17 protein-coding genes are annotated in these 17748 nt (G+C 40.7%); 11 read left to right on the top strand and 6 right to left on the bottom strand.

Going from position 1 to position 17748, the window contains the following annotated elements; genetic code table 11:
- Positions 1–15: 15 nt before the first annotated feature.
- Positions 16–1428 (bottom strand): restriction endonuclease subunit S, encoded by a 1413-nt coding sequence (locus tag IQ236_RS16950; RefSeq protein WP_193870385.1) that lies wholly within the window; start codon positions 1426–1428, stop codon positions 16–18.
- On the bottom strand, positions 1419–3881 hold the full coding sequence (locus IQ236_RS16945) for a type I restriction-modification system subunit M (protein WP_193870384.1): 2463 nt from the start codon (positions 3879–3881) through the stop codon (positions 1419–1421). Before IQ236_RS16945 ends, IQ236_RS16950 begins: the two co-directional genes overlap by 10 nt.
- A 272-nt stretch (positions 3882–4153) precedes the next feature.
- Here IQ236_RS16945 and IQ236_RS16940 point away from each other — a divergent pair, with 272 nt between their 5' ends.
- From IQ236_RS16940 to IQ236_RS16930, 3 genes are all read left to right on the top strand, one after another.
- Positions 4154–4696, top strand: a complete 543-nt coding sequence (locus IQ236_RS16940) for a MerR family transcriptional regulator (protein ID WP_193870383.1) — start codon at positions 4154–4156, stop codon at positions 4694–4696.
- On the top strand, positions 4693–5379 hold the full coding sequence (locus IQ236_RS16935; RefSeq protein ID WP_193870382.1) for a thermonuclease family protein: 687 nt from the start codon (positions 4693–4695) through the stop codon (positions 5377–5379). The genes IQ236_RS16940 and IQ236_RS16935 overlap by 4 nt, the downstream gene beginning before the upstream one ends.
- Before the next feature lie 122 nt (positions 5380–5501).
- Positions 5502–5768, top strand: a complete 267-nt coding sequence (locus IQ236_RS16930) for a hypothetical protein (protein WP_193870381.1) — start codon at positions 5502–5504, stop codon at positions 5766–5768.
- A gap of 111 nt (positions 5769–5879) precedes the next feature.
- On the opposite strand, the gene IQ236_RS16925 is transcribed toward IQ236_RS16930, so the two are convergent.
- From IQ236_RS16925 to IQ236_RS16915, 3 genes are read right to left on the bottom strand one after another with little or no spacing between them, the layout of a single operon-like run.
- Positions 5880–6089 carry a hypothetical protein gene (locus IQ236_RS16925; RefSeq protein ID WP_193870380.1) on the bottom strand — a complete coding sequence of 70 codons (210 nt, stop codon included), beginning with the start codon at positions 6087–6089 and terminating at the stop codon, positions 5880–5882.
- Positions 6086–6748, bottom strand: a complete 663-nt coding sequence (locus IQ236_RS16920; RefSeq protein WP_193870379.1) for a PAS domain-containing protein — start codon at positions 6746–6748, stop codon at positions 6086–6088. Before IQ236_RS16920 ends, IQ236_RS16925 begins: the two co-directional genes overlap by 4 nt.
- Positions 6738–7124 (bottom strand): hypothetical protein, encoded by a 387-nt coding sequence (locus tag IQ236_RS16915; RefSeq protein ID WP_193870378.1) that lies wholly within the window; start codon positions 7122–7124, stop codon positions 6738–6740. Before IQ236_RS16915 ends, IQ236_RS16920 begins: the two co-directional genes overlap by 11 nt.
- 295 nt (positions 7125–7419) lie before the next feature.
- Between IQ236_RS16915 and IQ236_RS16910 the strand changes: the two genes are divergently transcribed.
- The 8 genes from IQ236_RS16910 to IQ236_RS16875 all read left to right on the top strand — a co-directional run bounded on the left by IQ236_RS16910 (position 7420) and on the right by IQ236_RS16875 (position 17047).
- The gene (locus tag IQ236_RS16910) at positions 7420–7830 is read left to right on the top strand and encodes a hypothetical protein (RefSeq protein WP_193870377.1); all 411 of its coding nucleotides are present in this window, start codon (positions 7420–7422) and stop codon (positions 7828–7830) included.
- Entirely contained in the window at positions 7763–8536 is a 774-nt protein-coding gene (locus IQ236_RS16905; protein WP_193870376.1) for a hypothetical protein, read from the top strand. The genes IQ236_RS16910 and IQ236_RS16905 overlap by 68 nt, the downstream gene beginning before the upstream one ends.
- A gap of 545 nt (positions 8537–9081) precedes the next feature.
- Positions 9082–9588 carry a hypothetical protein gene (locus IQ236_RS16900; RefSeq protein WP_193870375.1) on the top strand — a complete coding sequence of 169 codons (507 nt, stop codon included), beginning with the start codon at positions 9082–9084 and terminating at the stop codon, positions 9586–9588.
- A 7-nt stretch (positions 9589–9595) separates the two neighbouring features.
- Positions 9596–9865 carry a hypothetical protein gene (locus IQ236_RS16895; RefSeq protein ID WP_193870374.1) on the top strand — a complete coding sequence of 90 codons (270 nt, stop codon included), beginning with the start codon at positions 9596–9598 and terminating at the stop codon, positions 9863–9865.
- A complete protein-coding gene (locus IQ236_RS16890) occupies positions 9858–11282 on the top strand; it encodes a hypothetical protein (protein ID WP_193870373.1) in 1425 nt (474 codons plus the stop codon). The genes IQ236_RS16895 and IQ236_RS16890 overlap by 8 nt, the downstream gene beginning before the upstream one ends.
- 176 nt (positions 11283–11458) lie before the next feature.
- A complete protein-coding gene (locus IQ236_RS16885; protein WP_193870372.1) occupies positions 11459–11905 on the top strand; it encodes a hypothetical protein in 447 nt (148 codons plus the stop codon).
- 1369 nt (positions 11906–13274) lie between these two features.
- Positions 13275–13601: a hypothetical protein gene (locus IQ236_RS16880; protein WP_193870371.1), complete on the top strand. Its 327-nt coding sequence runs from the start codon at positions 13275–13277 to the stop codon at positions 13599–13601.
- Positions 13602–13639: 38 nt separating this feature from the next.
- Positions 13640–17047 carry a DUF3987 domain-containing protein gene (locus IQ236_RS16875; protein ID WP_193870370.1) on the top strand — a complete coding sequence of 1136 codons (3408 nt, stop codon included), beginning with the start codon at positions 13640–13642 and terminating at the stop codon, positions 17045–17047.
- 102 nt (positions 17048–17149) lie between these two features.
- Here IQ236_RS16875 and IQ236_RS16870 read toward each other — a convergent pair whose 3' ends face one another.
- Positions 17150–17620: a winged helix-turn-helix transcriptional regulator gene (locus IQ236_RS16870; RefSeq protein WP_407676158.1), complete on the bottom strand. Its 471-nt coding sequence runs from the start codon at positions 17618–17620 to the stop codon at positions 17150–17152.
- Between the last annotated feature and the right edge of the window lie 128 nt (positions 17621–17748).

Here is a 17748-nt window from a genome sequence, read left to right as displayed (position 1 = left end):
AATAAGCTGTTAATTTTAGTTGTTGCTATCTGGGGTTACGGGTTCGTAGGGATCTTCATAGTGAATGACTTTTCCGCGCAGGGGATGTTCAAAATTAAGGCGTGTTTTCCCGGTTAATAGTTCTTGCATCATTCCCTGTTTAATAGATTGGGTTTTGGCGCGACGTTTTTCTAATGCGGTGATTTCACTGTCTATGTCTGAGAAAACTTGAGCGATCGCTTTTTGTTCTTCTGAGTTCTGAGAAATTACGACACTTACCTTGTTTAGATGCGCTGGCCCAAAGTTTAACTGTGCCGAACCAGTTGCTTGTTTTCCAATTTGAGCTTTAAATAAATCAGACTGCAAGAAAAAATAAAGATATTGATTAGTGGTTTTATGACAATTAGCTTTAAATCTTATGGTGCTGGTATTCATGCAGAGTGGTAAGTGTTCAGGTAGCGCAAATGCTAACTTCTCATGAAATTTGTCTATTGTAACCCCTGAAGATGCGATTAGAATATCTCCAACATCAACCAGAAAATGCTTGTAACTGCCAAATGCTTCACTCACTGATATATATCGATTAGTTGTATCCAGAGTTAATTTACCTCTAAAAATATTAGTTCCATTAAGCAGTTTTACGCCAGATTGTGCAAATTGATAGTTACGAACACCAGGGCCTTCTTGAAACCAAGCTATTTCGGGTAGTTGTTTAACCTCCCAATCTTCAGGAATTACCCCAACCTCACTTTTTTTATAACCCTTTCCCTCACCAAACCCCGGTAAGCGTGTCTTACCCGTGAGGAGTTGCTGCATGGTTGCGGTTTTGATGTTGCGCTTTTTGGCGATGAGTTTATCCAGCGCGGCAATTAGGGCATCTACATCAGAGAGGGTTTGTGCGATCGCTTTTTGTTCTGGAAGGGGTGGGAGAGGTATGGCAAAATTTCTAACAACTTCAACATTTAAATTTTGTACACCTGCACCTGCAAATAATCCATTTCTTGCCAAAAATTTATATCGTCCACTATTAAGAAGGTAGGCAATCCAATAACTATCTAGTTTTTGATATTTAGGCTTGATTAAAGTTAGACTAACATATATGGCAAACTCAAAGTTATCTTCAATTACACCAGCTTCTCCTATTCCTGCACCTACTCTTGTATAAAGAATATCTCCTTTTGTTGGCTTATTATGTTTCGTAATTTGAGCAAAAAGTTCTTTGCTTATAAATTTATAATTATCATATATAACTCTACCATTTTGAACATTTTGTGCAGATAAAAAAGGTTTTCCTGTTGTCTCCGTTACATATTTAGGTGTAGCAGCAACACCACAAGTAATTACTTCAGTAATATTTATAAACTTATCCACTTCCCAATCTTCAGGAATCACCCCCACCTCAGTTTTTTTATACCCTTCTGGCAATTGATAATTATTAATTAATTCCATGACACCCCCATCCTTTTTAAATGCTCATCAACTCGACTTGATAAAACCTCAACCTCATCCATTAACTGCGGTAAAGGTTCAGCATAACGTTCTTCTAACTCCTTAATTCGACTGGCTAACTGTTGCGTTACCCGCTCAATTTCTCCCATAATCCTCCCCTCTAACGTCGCCCCCCATTTATCATCAATCACCAACGTTTTTATCTCATCCTCTGTTAATTTTCGATACTGAGCAAATACCGCCTTATCTAATGTTGTTTGAGCATCTTTGAGCTTTTTCTTCATTGTTTCCTCTTGCTCAAACAGCTTTAAGCATTGCTGTAAAATTAAACCATCATCCTGTTCAGTTGATAACTCTAAATCCTCAAAGATTGATAATTGTTTACTGCCATCTATTAACTTTTTAACATTATTTTTTGTCACCTTTCCCGCATCCGTTTGAGCATCAACTAACGCCCCCTCTTCCCCCGTATGCTCCTCAATTAAGGCTTCTAATTCCTGAGTAATCGCATCTAAATCTGTTTGCAGTTGATCAATTTCCTGCTGTTGTTGAGCAAAATATCGCGCCACAATTAAATCGGGGGGAATTAAATCCGCTTTATACTTTTGCTTATCGATGATTAAATCCGGTGCTTCTTTCAACTTCTCCCCTTTTTTTGCCTCCAACTTCCGTATCACATTCCCCGCTTTCCAACCCTCTTGTACCAGGATATAAACATCATCCTGCATGGTTTCCTCCCAGTAGTCCATCAATAACTGGTAAATATCATATTTATCTAGTAATTCAGCTTTAACAAATCGCTTAAGTAAATCTTCAGATAATAGGGTTATGAGTGCTTTGGGTTTATCCCCAATGGCGATATTTTTTAATCGGTCTTCGTAATCATTTCGCCACCCTTGATAAAGGGCTAAAGTTAGCTGGGAAAAAGCCGTAAATTCAGGATGATTGAGAATAGTTGTTTTGACCCGACTGGCTTCTACTAAACTCTCACTATATCCTGAGTCTTGACTCGGTGTAAATAACACACTCCGCAATTTCGGAAATACCCGCCAATAGTTTTCTAACGCATCAATATCAACGTTAGGAATTCCCCCGTTTAAGTGGGCGCTGAGGTCGTGAATATCTTCGGGTTCACTAGAGTCAATATAACGGGGAATATTGAGGTTATAATCATTAGTAGCAATTTCTTCTAAACTGACCATGCGACTGTAACGAGGCAGTTCTATTTGATGATTGAACACATCCACAATTTTATGGAGATCCTGACTGCGGAGGCGATTTTTATTGCCATCTTTTATAAAGCCTTTACTGGCATCTACCATAAATAAACCTTGGCGAGTGGCAGCCGTAGATTTATCAATTACAATAATACAGGCAGGAATACCCGTCCCATAAAATAAGTTGGCGGGTAAGCCAATAATTCCTTTAATATAGCCTTGGGTGATTAAATTTTTACGAATACGCGCCTCAGCATTGCCTCGAAATAGAACCCCGTGGGGTAAAATAATCGCGGCTTTTCCTGTACTTTTTAAGGATTTAAGAATATGCAGCAAAAACGCATAATCGCCGTTTTTCTCCGGGGGTACGCCATAGTTAAAGCGATTAAATTCGTCATGGGTAAGGCTGATACCATTACTCCAAGATTTATAGGAAAAAGGGGGATTAGCGACTGCAAAATCAAAGGTTTTGAGGCTACCATCGGGGTTTTTCCAGCCCGGATTTGAGAGGGTGTTATCTTTCCAAATTTCTGCCGTTGGGTAGTTGTGCAGAATCATATTCATCTTTGCTAAAGCGACCGTTGCGTTATCCATTTCTTGACCGTAAATCGTTAAGCCATTAGGCGCTTCATTGGCAAGTTTTAACAATAGAGAACCAGAGCCACAAGTAGGATCATAAACCGTTGCATCCTGCATGGTTTCGGGAGTAATGCCGACTACTTTAGCTAATATCCGTGACACCTCTGCGGGAGTATAAAACTGTCCTTTACTTTTACCGGATTCTGTGGCAAAATGACGCATCAGATATTCGTAAGCATCCCCTAGTAAATCATCGCCTTCGGCACGGTTAGCACTTAAATCTATCCCCTCAAAAATCCCTAATAGATTCGAGAGACGATCTACCATTTCCTTACCCTTGCCGAGTTTATCCTCATCGTTAAAATCGGCAACATCAATGACACCTTTTAAGCCATTTTCTTCAGCTAATTTACCAATAGCTTTATTAATTTTATCTCCGATTTCCTTATTATTTTTTAGGGCTAATAAATCCTTAAACGATGCGCCATCAGGAACAACAATAACCGCGTTGGGGTCGCCTGCATATTTATCAGAAATATATTTCATAAATAACAGGGTAAGGACATAATCTTTATACTGGGAAGCATCCATACCCCCCCGTAATTCATCACATCCCGCCCATAATGAGCTATATAGTTCAGTCTTTTTTACGGCCATTGGTGATTAGAAATTGTAATCGTGTCTATGGTTTCGCTGGCGACTCCCAGAGTACACAACCTTAATCATAAGCCCCCTTTGGCACGAAACCGAGATTCGTGTAATTTTGTGCAACAGAAACCGCAAAAGCCATACATAGTAACAGTTTCAGTTTATTCTGTCCCCTGGTAGCAGTCCCGTACTGATCCAGCGACATCAATTTGGTGTCTACTAACTGATAGACAGGTGTAAACTAACTGATAGACACTGTAAATTTACACCCAAGTAGACAGATGAAAATCAAGGAACTACAGGAACGCTACGGGCTGAAAACACGGCAATCAATCTATGATTGGATAAAAGCTGCAAACCTTACACTACCGAAGGATGAGCGAGGTCACGCTTATGCTACACCGGAACAAATTGAAACCCTAGACCAGCTATCCGAACACCTAAAAAGTGGGGGAACATTAGGGACTTTCACACCCCTGTCTAGTCCACAAATTTACACCTCGATAGACAGTCAGATAGACACCTCTGAAGCTTCCACTGTCTACTCAGCAATAGACACTGTAAATTTAGCAGAAGACAGTCCGATGGTCATGCTTGAGAGGTTGGTGGGTGCTATAGCCGCTAACATTCAACCCCGTTCCCCCCTGTGGTTTCATGAGGAACTGGAGAAAGCGAGTAAACAAGGCTGGATTCTGTCTACCAGTGAGGTAGAGTCACTGATAGGAGTTAAACCCAAAGGTGAAATATTCCACCGGGGCGGGTGGGAGTTTGTCAGAGCGGGTAAGATTGGGAATCAAGGAGCATGGAAGGTTAACAAATTATGAAACTATTTATAGGTTTAATTTCTTTATTATTATTGTTTCAAAATGTCGCACTAGCACAACTTGATAATCAACTTTTGGGAACAGTTATCAGTATCGGTGATGGGGATACAATTAGAGCTAACGTTAATAACAAAGCTATTACAATTCGATTCGGTTGTATTGATGCTCCCGAAATGAAACAAACACCTTGGGGGGAACAATCAAGGCAACGTTTACAACAAATTTTACCGATTGGAACTCAAGTTACAATCCGAGAAATTGATACTGATAAATATGGCAGAACTGTTGGGGAAGTGGTAACGAGTAACACTGGTAGAAACATTAATTTATTAATGGTTTCAGAAGGTCAAGCCGTTGTTTATCGTCAATATCTTAACGGCTGTTCTGCTAATAAAGATAATTATTTAAACGCTGAAGCTAAAGCCAAACAACAACGGTTAGGGTACTGGAATCAACAGAATCCGGTCATGCCTTGGGTGTTTCGACATCAAGGGGAAACAGAGAACGTTAACCCCAGTCCCACTCCCACTCAGTCGAATTTACCCGCTTGCACCCAGTCTGATTGTGATTGCGGTGACTTCAAAACCCAATCTGAAGCTCAACGGGTTTTAGAAGCGTTTCCTAACGACCCCTTCAAACTGGACGGTGATAAGGATGGCGTTGCTTGTGAGTCACTGCCCTAAGTGATTGAGAATTGGAATTCTAATCACTCAGTCTAGAGTTGAACAGAACCCGCCGTTACGCTTGAGTGTGCCAGAAATTTTGTTATTTTAGGATTGAACATCTATTTTTTAGAGGGACTAAAGTGATGTACTCATTACATCAAACGATTATTCAATTGGCTAATGATGTAGAATCGACCCCAAGCCCAAAATCAAGGGATTTTTTTAGAAGAATTTCAATTGAAATGAAACAATTGGAGGATAGGGGGAAATGGTATGATATCAAGTATCCGCTTAATGGTGAAGACGAGCGTGAGATTCCTGACGGTAATGGTGGAATTATACTTTTAAAATTTAACTGGAGAGGGAACCCCGACTTGAATCAATTACACAAGTTGAGTAATGGTTAAATTTTTAGAAAAAAAGTTGACTTTTGCTATTAATGTCCTATATAACAAAAGTCAACTTTTCAAAAACGGATAGAATGCTTATCAGGTCTACACTTTGGCGGTTTACTCTCCTCACCGGATGATGTAGCCGCCGTCTTGGGTTCTGATTGGGCGATCGCTTAATATCTCTAGTTCAATGTAGACTCTGAAGCCTGGACTTTTGCGGTTTGGGTAAGGCTTTGACCATTGGTTAAGCTTTACCATTCCCTGAGACTGCAACGACTCATAGAACTGTTTAGCCCGTTCTAGTTCCGGTTCAGTTCCTTCTAGTCGCAGATTCATACAGGAGTGACACCCAACGATAGACGACACTGAACACCTTTAAATTGAACGAGTTGAAATATTTTAGCCGCTAAATCTTGGCGTTTACGAACCCATAATCCGTTTTCCAAGTGCCATTTCCAACACCAATACTCATAATTTTCTACCCTGCCGTCCTGTTCCAAAAAGTTCATCAGTCGGTCTAATTGGTCTGGATGCCAGAGTGAATCTAAACTACTTCCTATAACCTCATCCGGTGGCTTCCCGTTGGTTGACTGTATAAGATTTGAACAAGCTAATACTTTAGATTCTCTAATACGGGTGATTGCTGCGGACTCAGAACAGTCCTCTATTGCTACTAACAAGTCTCGGTTAGTTGCGTTATCAATGTCCTGCTTAGAAGCCAATTCAATCATAAGCTTATCGTTTAATTTTAATGGGTTTACTTGCTTTTCTTCATTATGTAAATTAGCGAGTTTGGGTGATATATTAAAGGGTCGTTTGCACCCTTTCCATCGGAGTTGTATAGGTTGCCCAAGGTTGACCGCACTTTTAATTAAATCTTTAATAGATTCTTCTAAGAAATCCTCAGCATCATTTCTCGTTTTAGCCCAAATAACCGGAATTGATTTGCTTAAATCTAAAGTCATCCCACAGGGTAAATAATCCTTAAGTTCCATTGGTTGTCTTCTCCTTTTTGGGACATTTTTTGCAAAGTTCTATCAGTTCATCCTCTGTTGACCCGATTGTATTGGCAATTCTTAAAAGTTCTATTTCTGATGGATGTTCACCGTTAGCAAGTTCCTTTAATCGTTTTTTAGATATTTTTGAATCCTCTAAAATTTCAAAATTATCTAATACTAATTGGGCTATCGATTCATAAGTAAGAGGTTTGGGGGCTTTGTATCCAGCGTTGACTACCACCTCCTCAATGTGATCGGCAATGTACTGGGACATCGACACCCGCAACGGGACAACATACTGCTTAAGGGCATCCCTAACCCATAACGGTAAAAATACGGTGAGACGGACTCTTGAGAATGGGTTATCAGACATAGCACAGTTAACATATCTACCCCTTTATTATCACCTCACCACGCAACCTAGAGCATGAGTGTGTAAACATTTATTACAACTTACATAGTTACTTACACAACATACAATTATGTGATATGTTTTAATTCATAGCTTAACTAGCACTCTGAGATACCACTGAATGCACTCTCAGAGAACACTCAGAACCCACTGAGACACCGAACCTCGACAAACCTATAGCAAACCTAGCCTTACCCTGTGGGGGATGGTAAAGGGCATTTATTCACCACTAATCACCCATAGGAGGTGACTTAATTTGACCGCAACAATAGAACCCGAAATCATTCCCAAAGGAAGGCGGGTTAAACTCAAAACCACTAGACGGGGTGACATTCCTTACATCGACAAAAAGGAACTAGCTACCGAATTAAACCGCAGTCGAACAACCTTAAGCCAGTGGGAGGAGTTATTGATAAAACACTCCCCAGACTTCCGACGCTTCTACAATCCGGGTTCCCCCTGGAATGACTTTCAAGCTTATTGCTTAGAGATTATTAACGACTGGAGAAATGGCATCAAAACTCGAAAATTACCACCGGATGCCTACCAGAATTACATCACCGAGAACAGTCAATTATTCACTTTAGAGGCTTATAAAAATGTCATCCAACAACAACACCAAACCGACTCAATTATCGACTCTGCAAAGCTTATCGAAGCAGCTTAAAGTTAACGAAAAAATGTTAATTAAGACCGCTATTGACTTGGGACTTGACCCGGACAATTTAACGGAAGGTGAAGGCGTGGCAATCGCGCAACACCTAACCGGAAACAAACCCCAAAAGCTTAACGGAACAGTCCCCAAAACAGAAGCACCGGAATCATTCAGCATTGAGGACTCAGAGGATTTTATTAATTGGGAGGATATCGAAAACGAGTTAGGGGACGGGGCTTTAGCCTTGGTGAACGAACTCGGATTAGAACCCGAAGCGATTACCCGTTCTGATTTGGCGGCATTAAAGGAACTCGCTCTAAGTAATCCAGTTGCAGAAGACATGATGAACCATATCTCTGCCGTTGGTGGTTTATCTAATGGTTTAGTCGATGAATATATCCGACAACAACGAGACAATGCTCAAGCCCTTGCAGATGCCGGAAATATTGAATTTGCTAAAACTTTATTACAGGGACAAATGGAGGGAATTAAGCAAGTTGTAGGACTTCAAAATTTGTTAGCTGAAGACTTCCAAACTTCAATTCAACAACGCATTGAAGAACTGGGAAAACGGGGGAAGGAACGTCCAAACGAACTGATAAAGGACTTGGGAAAACAGGCAACAGTTGCCCAACAAAGCAGTCAGAAATCGACAACAATTCGACACAACAAACTGGATTTAGTCGGGCTGAAGTCGAAAGTCTCAAAGCAGAAATAGAACAATTAAGAAAGGCGGTTCAACTGATTGAGAACCGTCTCTCTGACTGCCAAAACAATAATTTTGAGGAATTATCGATGAGACACATTTTAACACAGTTCAAGCGCATTTTGAAGCAATTAGAAGCCATTACACCCGACTACTATGATGGTTTGGTCATGCAGTGTTTAGGGAGTTTTTAAGATGATTTACCTTGATTTTTATCTCCGTATTTGCAAGTATTCGATTTCAATCAATCCCAGATTTATTTGTATCTCCCGATGGAATGCTGATTATTTTGATTCTGATGATATTTTTCTATGGGAATTCAAACGAAAACGTCCTATCCCCAAGAAAAAACCAAACGTTGACACCGACTTTGACCCCATACCCTTTTAGGAGTTTTAATTATGAAAAATATAATCTTGTTCTTTCTCGGTCTGATGGTTGCGTTGTCAATTTTCAACACTCAATTATCAACATCAACAACAACATCACAGCCAACTCCACAGCCAACTCCACAGCCAACAGAAACACCTAACCCGCCTAGAGATGAGTGGTAAATCATGGGAATATTTTCTGCAATTAAAAGTTTTTTCATGGGAGGTGAAAGTGAAAATAATCGCCTCCCTAACCTTAATGAGAACGCTCTTACACCGGATAATTTCACCCCCAATGATAACAACCTTTACACCAGTTCCCAGTTAGTCCGAGAAGCCAATGATAGGGGCTGGATTATCGACAATGAACTGGTAAAACAAAGCAGTCAAATTGCTAAGAACGCCAAACAGAACGCTAAGAACGTTAAGAAGTTCGGCAAAAATTTAAAGGTATTGTCCAAAGCTGAATTATTAACAGCAAAGGAAATGCAAAAAGTTGTCAGTTTGACTGCTTCTACTGATTCCCAGAAGTACGGAATTGTCACCCAAACTCAAAGCCTTTTAGATGCTCAAACCGCAGCCTACACAACGATTAAAGCTAATTACAAAGAAGCTTTAAAACAATCAAACCAAAGGGTAAATGAATCATTGAATGGACTGCAATCTAAACGAGACAAATTAAAAGGGAGGTGATTAATTTATGGCTAGGATATTAAATTTTGTCGGGTACTTCGTGGGGTCAATTTGTACCGTTTCGTTATGTGGTTTAATCAGTCGCTCTAACCCAGTTCTAACCCCTTGGTACTGGGTATTTTTTATTGTATTCCTCTTAACATTAATTGGCTTGGGTTCCTTTTATGGGAGAAGGGCTTATGTGGGTTTACTCAATACATCAGAGGCGGTTATGTTTGGCATTTTAATCATTATGTTTGTTGGCTGCATTTTAGGAGGTGTTGCAGCTTATGTCTAATCCCATTCTTATTAGTAGCGCACTCTGGACACTGACTGGAACAGTGGGCATGATTTGGGGATTGTCGCAACCATTCCCTAGTCCCAACAAATTTTATGGTTTTGGTGTTGGTGCGATCGCGTCAACCATCGGAACAATCCTTTCCTACCCTGCGATGAAACGTTCGGAACGGTCAACACTTCGACAAGACACGGCGGATCAGATATTCGATATTGGGGAAGCTGCAATCATTGAGCGTTATAAGCAGGCTGTGTTTCCAGTTCCGAGAATGCCAGACTTAAACATCCACAATCACATCATGGGGATGATGTCAGATTCTCCAGAATCAGAGGCTTTGGACTTCTACAACTGGGAAGGTTTGAGCGACGAAGCTTCTGGAATTCTAATTGGTGGGAATAGCGGGAGCGCCAAGACTTCACTCGGAGCCGGGTTTGTTGTCGGGAAGTTAACCGCCGTCCGTCCTGCGGAAGTGATTGTTTTAGATATCCATGCCAGTAAAAACCCTATCTGGCAACAGATGGGATTCCCAAGGATTGAGTCGGATGTTGAAAGCATTTATCAGATTCTATGCTGGCTTATTGACGAGGTAGAGCGCCGAAAAAACCAAGACGGCAACCCGATGATCATCTGTCTGGATGAAATTAATGACACCATATCCGAGTTATCCCAACTGGACACAATTAACCCGTTACCCGGCAAGGAAAAACGGGTTAAAACCTTCTCCTATGCAATCAGAAAGTTATCCAACGCCCGGAAGTTTGATATCTGTTTAGTTGGGTTCATGCAAAGCCACAACACAGAAGCCATAGGGATTGATGGGAAGTTCAGAAATAACTTTTTATTAGTGTTGTGCGGTGCAAGTGCTAGGGGTGAGATACAAAATATTTGGAAACATGACGACCCCCGCTTTCTTTATATTCAGAACACAGCTTACCCGGTTGTTATCTCAGGGTCAAACCCTCACACCATCGCACAACACCCAACTCATTCGCATCATTCCCAATACCGCAAAAAAGGCAATGCTCCATCAAGTTTAATCGCTCCTAGGTTCCTTGATAAAACATCAATACCCGACTTTGAAACCGTAGAGAATTATGTTGAGAGGGAACAAGAAACACCCAAGCAATCCCCCAAAACTGCCACGCCTTCACCCTCGTTTGACATCAGGAAACTAGAGAAAACTCCAGAGAACAATACCAACCCAGATGACCGTTTTATGCAGATATTGGAGTTTTGCAAGGTCAATAAATCAGCATCAATCCGTGATATCCAACGTTCATCGGTTGGGCGTGATTTGTCATCCGATGCGGTCAAATATGCCTTTGAATGGTTAGAAAAAAATGGTCACGGGATGACCATTTATGAACGAGTTGGGGGAAGGGTCAGAGTGTCTTTTGTATACGGGTTTCCCACTTAGTTGTCCGGTTGTCACAATCCGTTGTCATACGTTGTCACCCTTTCACAGTGGGTTGTCCGGTTGTCACCCGGTGTCACTGGATACCCCAAAAAACACCCCTATGACCGGGCTTATGACAAGGCATGACACTACGCCCGGTCATGCTGTGACAGGTTGAAAATACAGGATTAATTAATATGAATGGAATAGATTTGTCGAAGTCGAATACACAATCTAGTCAGGATTTAATAATATTAAAATTCTCTGTTATCGGGTGCGTTGGTTTAGCCCTAATAGGTTTTGGAGTCTTCACCTTCACCAATTATCAAAACGGGGTTAGATTGCAGTCACAAGCCACAGGAAAACCTGAGAAGGGGATAACACCTACTCAACCATCGGAACAGCCTTTAGTTGTTATCAGGAAACCTCAGAAGCCTATCATCGTTGAGGAAGGATCAGAAGCTTGGTTTTGCCTTAACAATAACGGCGGTGATGGTTGTCTTGACCGTGAGAGGTTTGCACCGAATTACAAGATTGTTACACCCCCTCGACCTCAGAAAACCTATGAAGATTATCTTGTTCAATATGGGGTTAGAAGTGGAGACTGTGGGAGGTATCTCAATGGCCGTTCAAACTGCTTTTAAAGTGCTTTTAGAGATATCAGTAAATCTAACCAAAACATGAGCAAAAATGTAGTGAAACTATAAGGAAATTTTATAAATCAACCATACGGTCAAGCTGGGAAATTTTCCCAACTTGACTCTATTAGGTTCCTCCGCAAACTCCGCAAACTCCGCAAACTCCCAAAACTCTATGACTACCTATCAAAACTTTATTGGCATTGACCCCGGATTGTCGGGTGCGATCGCTAGGTATCGCCTCAGATTGCGAGTTTTTAGACATTCTGTTCCGTAACTACGGGAGATTTTTTTTGATCATTTGAGCTTGATGATTTGAGGAAGAAGATGCTATGATTAACCACAGAAGAAAACCTGACAAAATCACCCCAAACACTGGGCAACTGTGATTTGTCAGGTTTTTTTGTTTGCTCTAGGGGAACCCTTTAGGGCTGAGGCGTTGCTATTGGCTGAATATTTGAGGAGAAAGCTATCAGCAAAAGTAGCTTAAGTTGTTAACAATTGCACAGATGGGATCTCAATTGCTGAAATCCCTAAACCACTGTGGCAAGGGTATTTCAGGAATTATGAACAATAACCGTAGTTTTGTAGACACCTTTAAATAGAAAGTCAAAATACCTTTATTTGCACTGGTTTCCGGCTTTTGCCTTTTTTTTTGGATCGGCGATTATTGGCTATTTATGGCGATTATTGGCTATTGGTTAATGGCGTGCAAAAAATTTACAAAATTGTGTATCTCGACCGAACATTGACCGCCACTGAGCATGAATGAGGGTGAAGGCGATCACTAATTTCAAATCATGCACTAATCTGTATATATTCTGTGTATATTGAATCGCTCACCAACTCATCCATGCTTTTGGCGGTCGCCATCCCAGACATTCTGCAACGGTTTATAAAGCGAAATTTTTTGCTCATGAATCGCGCATCAAACGGATATTTTTCGTTCATCTTATGACCTCTATACGATCACTCGCCACAAAAAATGATGCAATACTACCTGAATTGATAAAGCTTGGTTTATAATCCAAGTAGTAATTATTTAGGATAGTTGTTACTATGCCACATCCGGTCGGAAAAGAAGTCAACCACGTTATCAACCTCTCACTAAAAATTTCACATGATCTCGATCAGATTCTCAAAAAAAATCAAATCGAGACTAGGAAGTCAAAATCCCAACTGATTAGGGATTTAATTAAAACTCTCGATAAAGAAGCCGCATAACTACTAAAATAGTTACACGGCTTCTAAATTTCGTTTATCTTGTTAAGCCTAACTCCCATACTACTTAAGCACTCTGGTCTGGAAACTTCGATGCTTAAGGGTTTCAGGGGTTTAGGACTACCGCGTACAAGGTAGTACGCCTTTTCAACACATGATAATATTATTATTACTCAGAGTGGCATTCTCTGGGAAAAAAAAATCAAATATATATGGGAATTTTAAAAACGGGAATGATTCTCATATTAAGAATTTAGCTCCCTTTGGCAAATTATCCGATATTCTGGGCTATCTACCGGATACTAGCGGACTAGATCAGGTTTTTCATGTTCCCTTGATAATTCAGATTGTAACACAATTTCCACAATCCCTACCGGAATTATGGGGATTAACGGAAATGGCGATCGCTACGTTCACCATCACCAATAACAACGAACAACCCACCGAAGCGTCGCGGCTTGGTGGGTTTGGTTTTATTTAATTGTCAATTGTTGACTAACTACAGGAGTGAATCTTACTATGAGCTATTATAGCACAAACGACGCAACAGTTAACGCCCGGATTCATCAAAACACAGTTGATATAATTAGAGAAATTCCTATCACTGAAATAGCAGAAAACTTAGGATTAGAACTGAAGAAGTCAGGGAGTGGATTCGTTGCTCTGTGTCCGTTTCATCAAGAAAAAACACCTAGCTTTCACTTGACTAATGGTAAAGGATTTAAGTGTTTTGGTTGTGGTAAAAGTGGAGATAATATCAAGCTTTATCAAAAGCTTACTGGGATTGAAAATTTTAGGGAATCAGTCGAGGGGCTTGCTGGAATGTTTAATATTCCTATCGAGTATGACAACCCTCAACAACAGCAACAGCAACGAATCATCCCCCTAGCAAAACCTAAATTAACAATAGCGACATTTGATAATCCTCCTGATAATGTCGAGGTTAAGATAAGTAAAATTGCCGACGATATAACTGAAGTAAAAACGATTTATCGATATTCCGAAACGCAACGGGTAGAGCGTATTGAGCGTTATAATGCTAATAATAATCGAATTAAATTCACTCTTCCCCATAGAGAGAAACCAGATCACAAACACCTATTCCCATATCATGTTGACGATAACGGGAATACTATTAAGAAAAAAGGCAATAAACCTTGGGACTTCTACCGACAAAACGAGGCTGTAGAGTTCGGTAAAAATAAATGGGCGTTAATGGTAGAGGGTGAGAATTGTGTAGAAGCTCTTAGAGCATTGGGGATAGTAGGGTTGTCTCGGATGGGAAGTGAGAAGGGAGAGGAATCTGTTAAGAGAAATTTTACAGCGTTAAAAAATGCTTCGGTTTCTGGGGTTGTGCTAATTGCGGACAATGATCGTGTAGGACTAGAGGAGTGTAAGGAGTTTTCTGAATGGGCTTCAGAGGTTGGACTCAATACAATTGTTATTTCTACAAAGGATTTTTGGAGTGAAGCCCCGGAACGTGGCGATATCGTAGATTTTATTAGAGAACATCCTGAAACAACCCAAACCGAATTACTGAAGCTATTGGAGGGAGCAATTCAAAGTATTCAAGACGCAGAAACATCATTAAGAAATAGCTCAAAATCTACCTACCAAACATCAGGAACCGCAGCGTTAAAACCTGAACCTCCATCAAATGTAATCCCCTTCAAAGGGCAACAACAACAATTGAATACTGAGGATATTGAGGAGAAATTCAAACAATTAAGCGAACAAACCCTATCTAAATCTAAGCTAAGATTAGAACTCAACAATATTGCTAGAGAATGCAATGCTAATCCTAAAGAGATTCAGAATGCCTACCGAGAATATTGTGAGGAAATCGAGGACAAGGAATCACAAGCTGATACTAAATCAGATATCGAGAAAATTTTCGAGAACAAAAATAGACAGCTTGATTCATCAGAATATCTATCTGGTAACTTATCTAAAATAACCGAACTTTCAAAGCGATTTGGTTTGCGTCCAGAGTTGGCTATATCTGTATTTTTGTCGGCGGTTTCAGGTTTGCAAAATGTTAGGAGTGACATTGATTTATTGGACTATACGGACTTCAGACAACCATTAATTGTATTTAATGCAATTGTTGCCGAACCAAGTCAAAAGAAATCACCGTTAATTAAAAAAATTGTATCAGAACCTTTAAAGGTTTACCAACGGGAATTAAAGGAAAAATATAAACAGGAAATGCTTGAATATGAATCGCTCCCAGAAGAGGATAAACCCAAGGATAAACCTATTTTACGTCAATTATCTATTTCAGGAGGATCGAGAGCGGGGTTGAGGGATATGTTAGATAAGCACGCGAAACACGGCTGGGGAGTGCTTATCATTGCTGATGAATTAGCGGGCAACATTAAGAACAAGGGTACAACCTACAACATCGGACTAGAGGAGGATGAGCTTTCTTATTATGAAGGGGACGGCAAACGAGAAGCATTAAAAGACGATATGGCATCGACTGAGGAGGATGTTTTATTGTCTATTATTGGGGGAATTCAGCCTAAAGTATTTTCGCAATTTAACGACGGTTCCGATTTTAATGGACGATGGGCTCGATACAACTTGATAAGCCAGCCCCTCGCCCCAATGATAATTCCAAAGAACCCAGGCGCAAGAATTGACCTTACACCTCTACTGGCTGGATTCTATAAAGCGATCGCCACGCTCCCAGAACTTCACTTGAGATTATCTCCAGAAGCTAAGGAGGCAATGAGACGGCTCTACAATACTTGTGAAATGCGCCGGATAGAAGCCAAAACTCAAGCTGTGCAAGCGTTATGGGGGAAAGCACCGGGCAAAATCGGCAGGATAGCAGGACTACTTCACATCATCCATCAAGTAGAGAGTAGAGGAACTGTAGAGGATGTTGTTGTCAGTAAAAAAACCCTAAACCTCGCAGCTAAACTGGTACGCTTCTACATCGGTGAAGCCGAGAACCTCTATGGGGAATGCTCTCAAGATGAATTGGCTCCTAAGTTGGTGAAGATTATCGAATTAGCCGAAAAACGCCAGACTGCTATCAGTGCAAGGGATGTAAAGCAGTTTGACTGGGCGTTTAAAAAGGATTCTCCTGATCAAGTTAGGGGTATGTTCATCCAATTGGCTGAACTAGGGTACGGGTCAACAGAGGGTTCTGGGTCACGGTTAAAATTTTCATCCAATTCATCCAAAAAAAGTCAAACTGTAGAGGATTTTGCAAACTGTAGAGGAACTGTAGAGGAAACTGTAGAGGGAGAAATCCATCAACCACAAGACTTTCAGCCAAGTGTAGAGACTGTAGAGGAAAATAAAAAAAATAATTTTGAAACCAATCATCTACATTCATCACCATTGGATGATCTAACTCAATATCAAACTGTAGAGGCGCAAGCTTCCCCTCCTACAGTTGAAGAGGTAGCAAATTCCTCTACAGTCTCTACAAATAGCTATAACCCTGATGAAATCGGGAAAAATTCATCTACAGTTTCCTCTACAAATTCCTCTACAGTTTTGAATTCCTCTACAGTTTCCGGTGAGCACTCACCAGAACCAACCCCGGAACCCCTTCCCGATGATTGCCGACCCACACTTGCAGAGCTAACCAGTGCCGAACCATTACCCCCTTTGACCCACATTGCTTGTGTTGGGTACGTTGAACCAACACCACAACCGACACCGGAACCGGAACCCGATACTGATGACAAAATAATTGATGCCATCGGAATAATAATTGATGAATTAAAATCCGATGAAAACTCTGAAGAGGACAAATTAGACCTTATTAATTCAATCCGACGCACCCAGGAGGAACGGGAGCGACTCAGAAATTTATCACCTAAAATCATTGAGCGGTATCCCAATGATTATCAATTGTTAATGGATTTCTGCAAAGCTCATCCTTGCATAGAGACAAAGCTAAGTTGATCAAGGGTTAATTGGGACATGGGGGGTCAGACCCCCTGCCTTCGTGGGAAAATTTCCCACGAAAATTTTAATAACGAATAACAGCGAGTTTGAGAGCGATCGCTATTCCTCCTCATCATCCTCATCCTGCCTGTCCATAAGGTCAATTAAAAGGTCAAATTGATAGAGGTGTTCATCCACAGCCATTATAGTTTTGATGCCATCTAGTGCCTGTTTTCCGTGTGTATGCGCTCCTGCTTTTGTCAACATACCGCAGGCTTTTAGAGCATCATTCATCATAGAAGCTGTGGCGTAGGCTTTGCTGGAAATGTTAATACTCCTAGCGGTATTTGCATAAATTTGTTCGCGTAGAATTGCTAATTTCCTCCTGCCCTCTCTGATAGATTCCTTAAATTCTTCCCGCCGCCGTTCATCCTTTAAATTTAATGCCTCAGCCATATCATCTAACATTTTTACCCTCTCAACCTCCCAGAATGATTGTTTTTTCCAGTATCTAATGGTTGCCTCGGTCACGTTCAATTGTTTGGCAATCTCCCTATTAGAGAGGGATGGATTGTCAATCAAAAGCTTAATCGCTTCCCGAATTAAATCAAGTCTAAAGTTCTTAATATCGTTTAATTTCGCAAAATTCTATTTTCACCATAGCACAGCAAAAAGCCCCAATTGCCGGGGCTTGATGGAGTTTTGAAAGTGATTTAATC

Origin of the sequence: Planktothrix mougeotii LEGE 06226 (assembly GCF_015207485.1) — a bacterium.
Classification (GTDB): domain Bacteria; phylum Cyanobacteriota; class Cyanobacteriia; order Cyanobacteriales; family Microcoleaceae; genus Planktothrix.
Note: the sequence above shows the minus strand (reverse complement) of the source record. Positions and strands in the feature narration are given on the sequence as shown.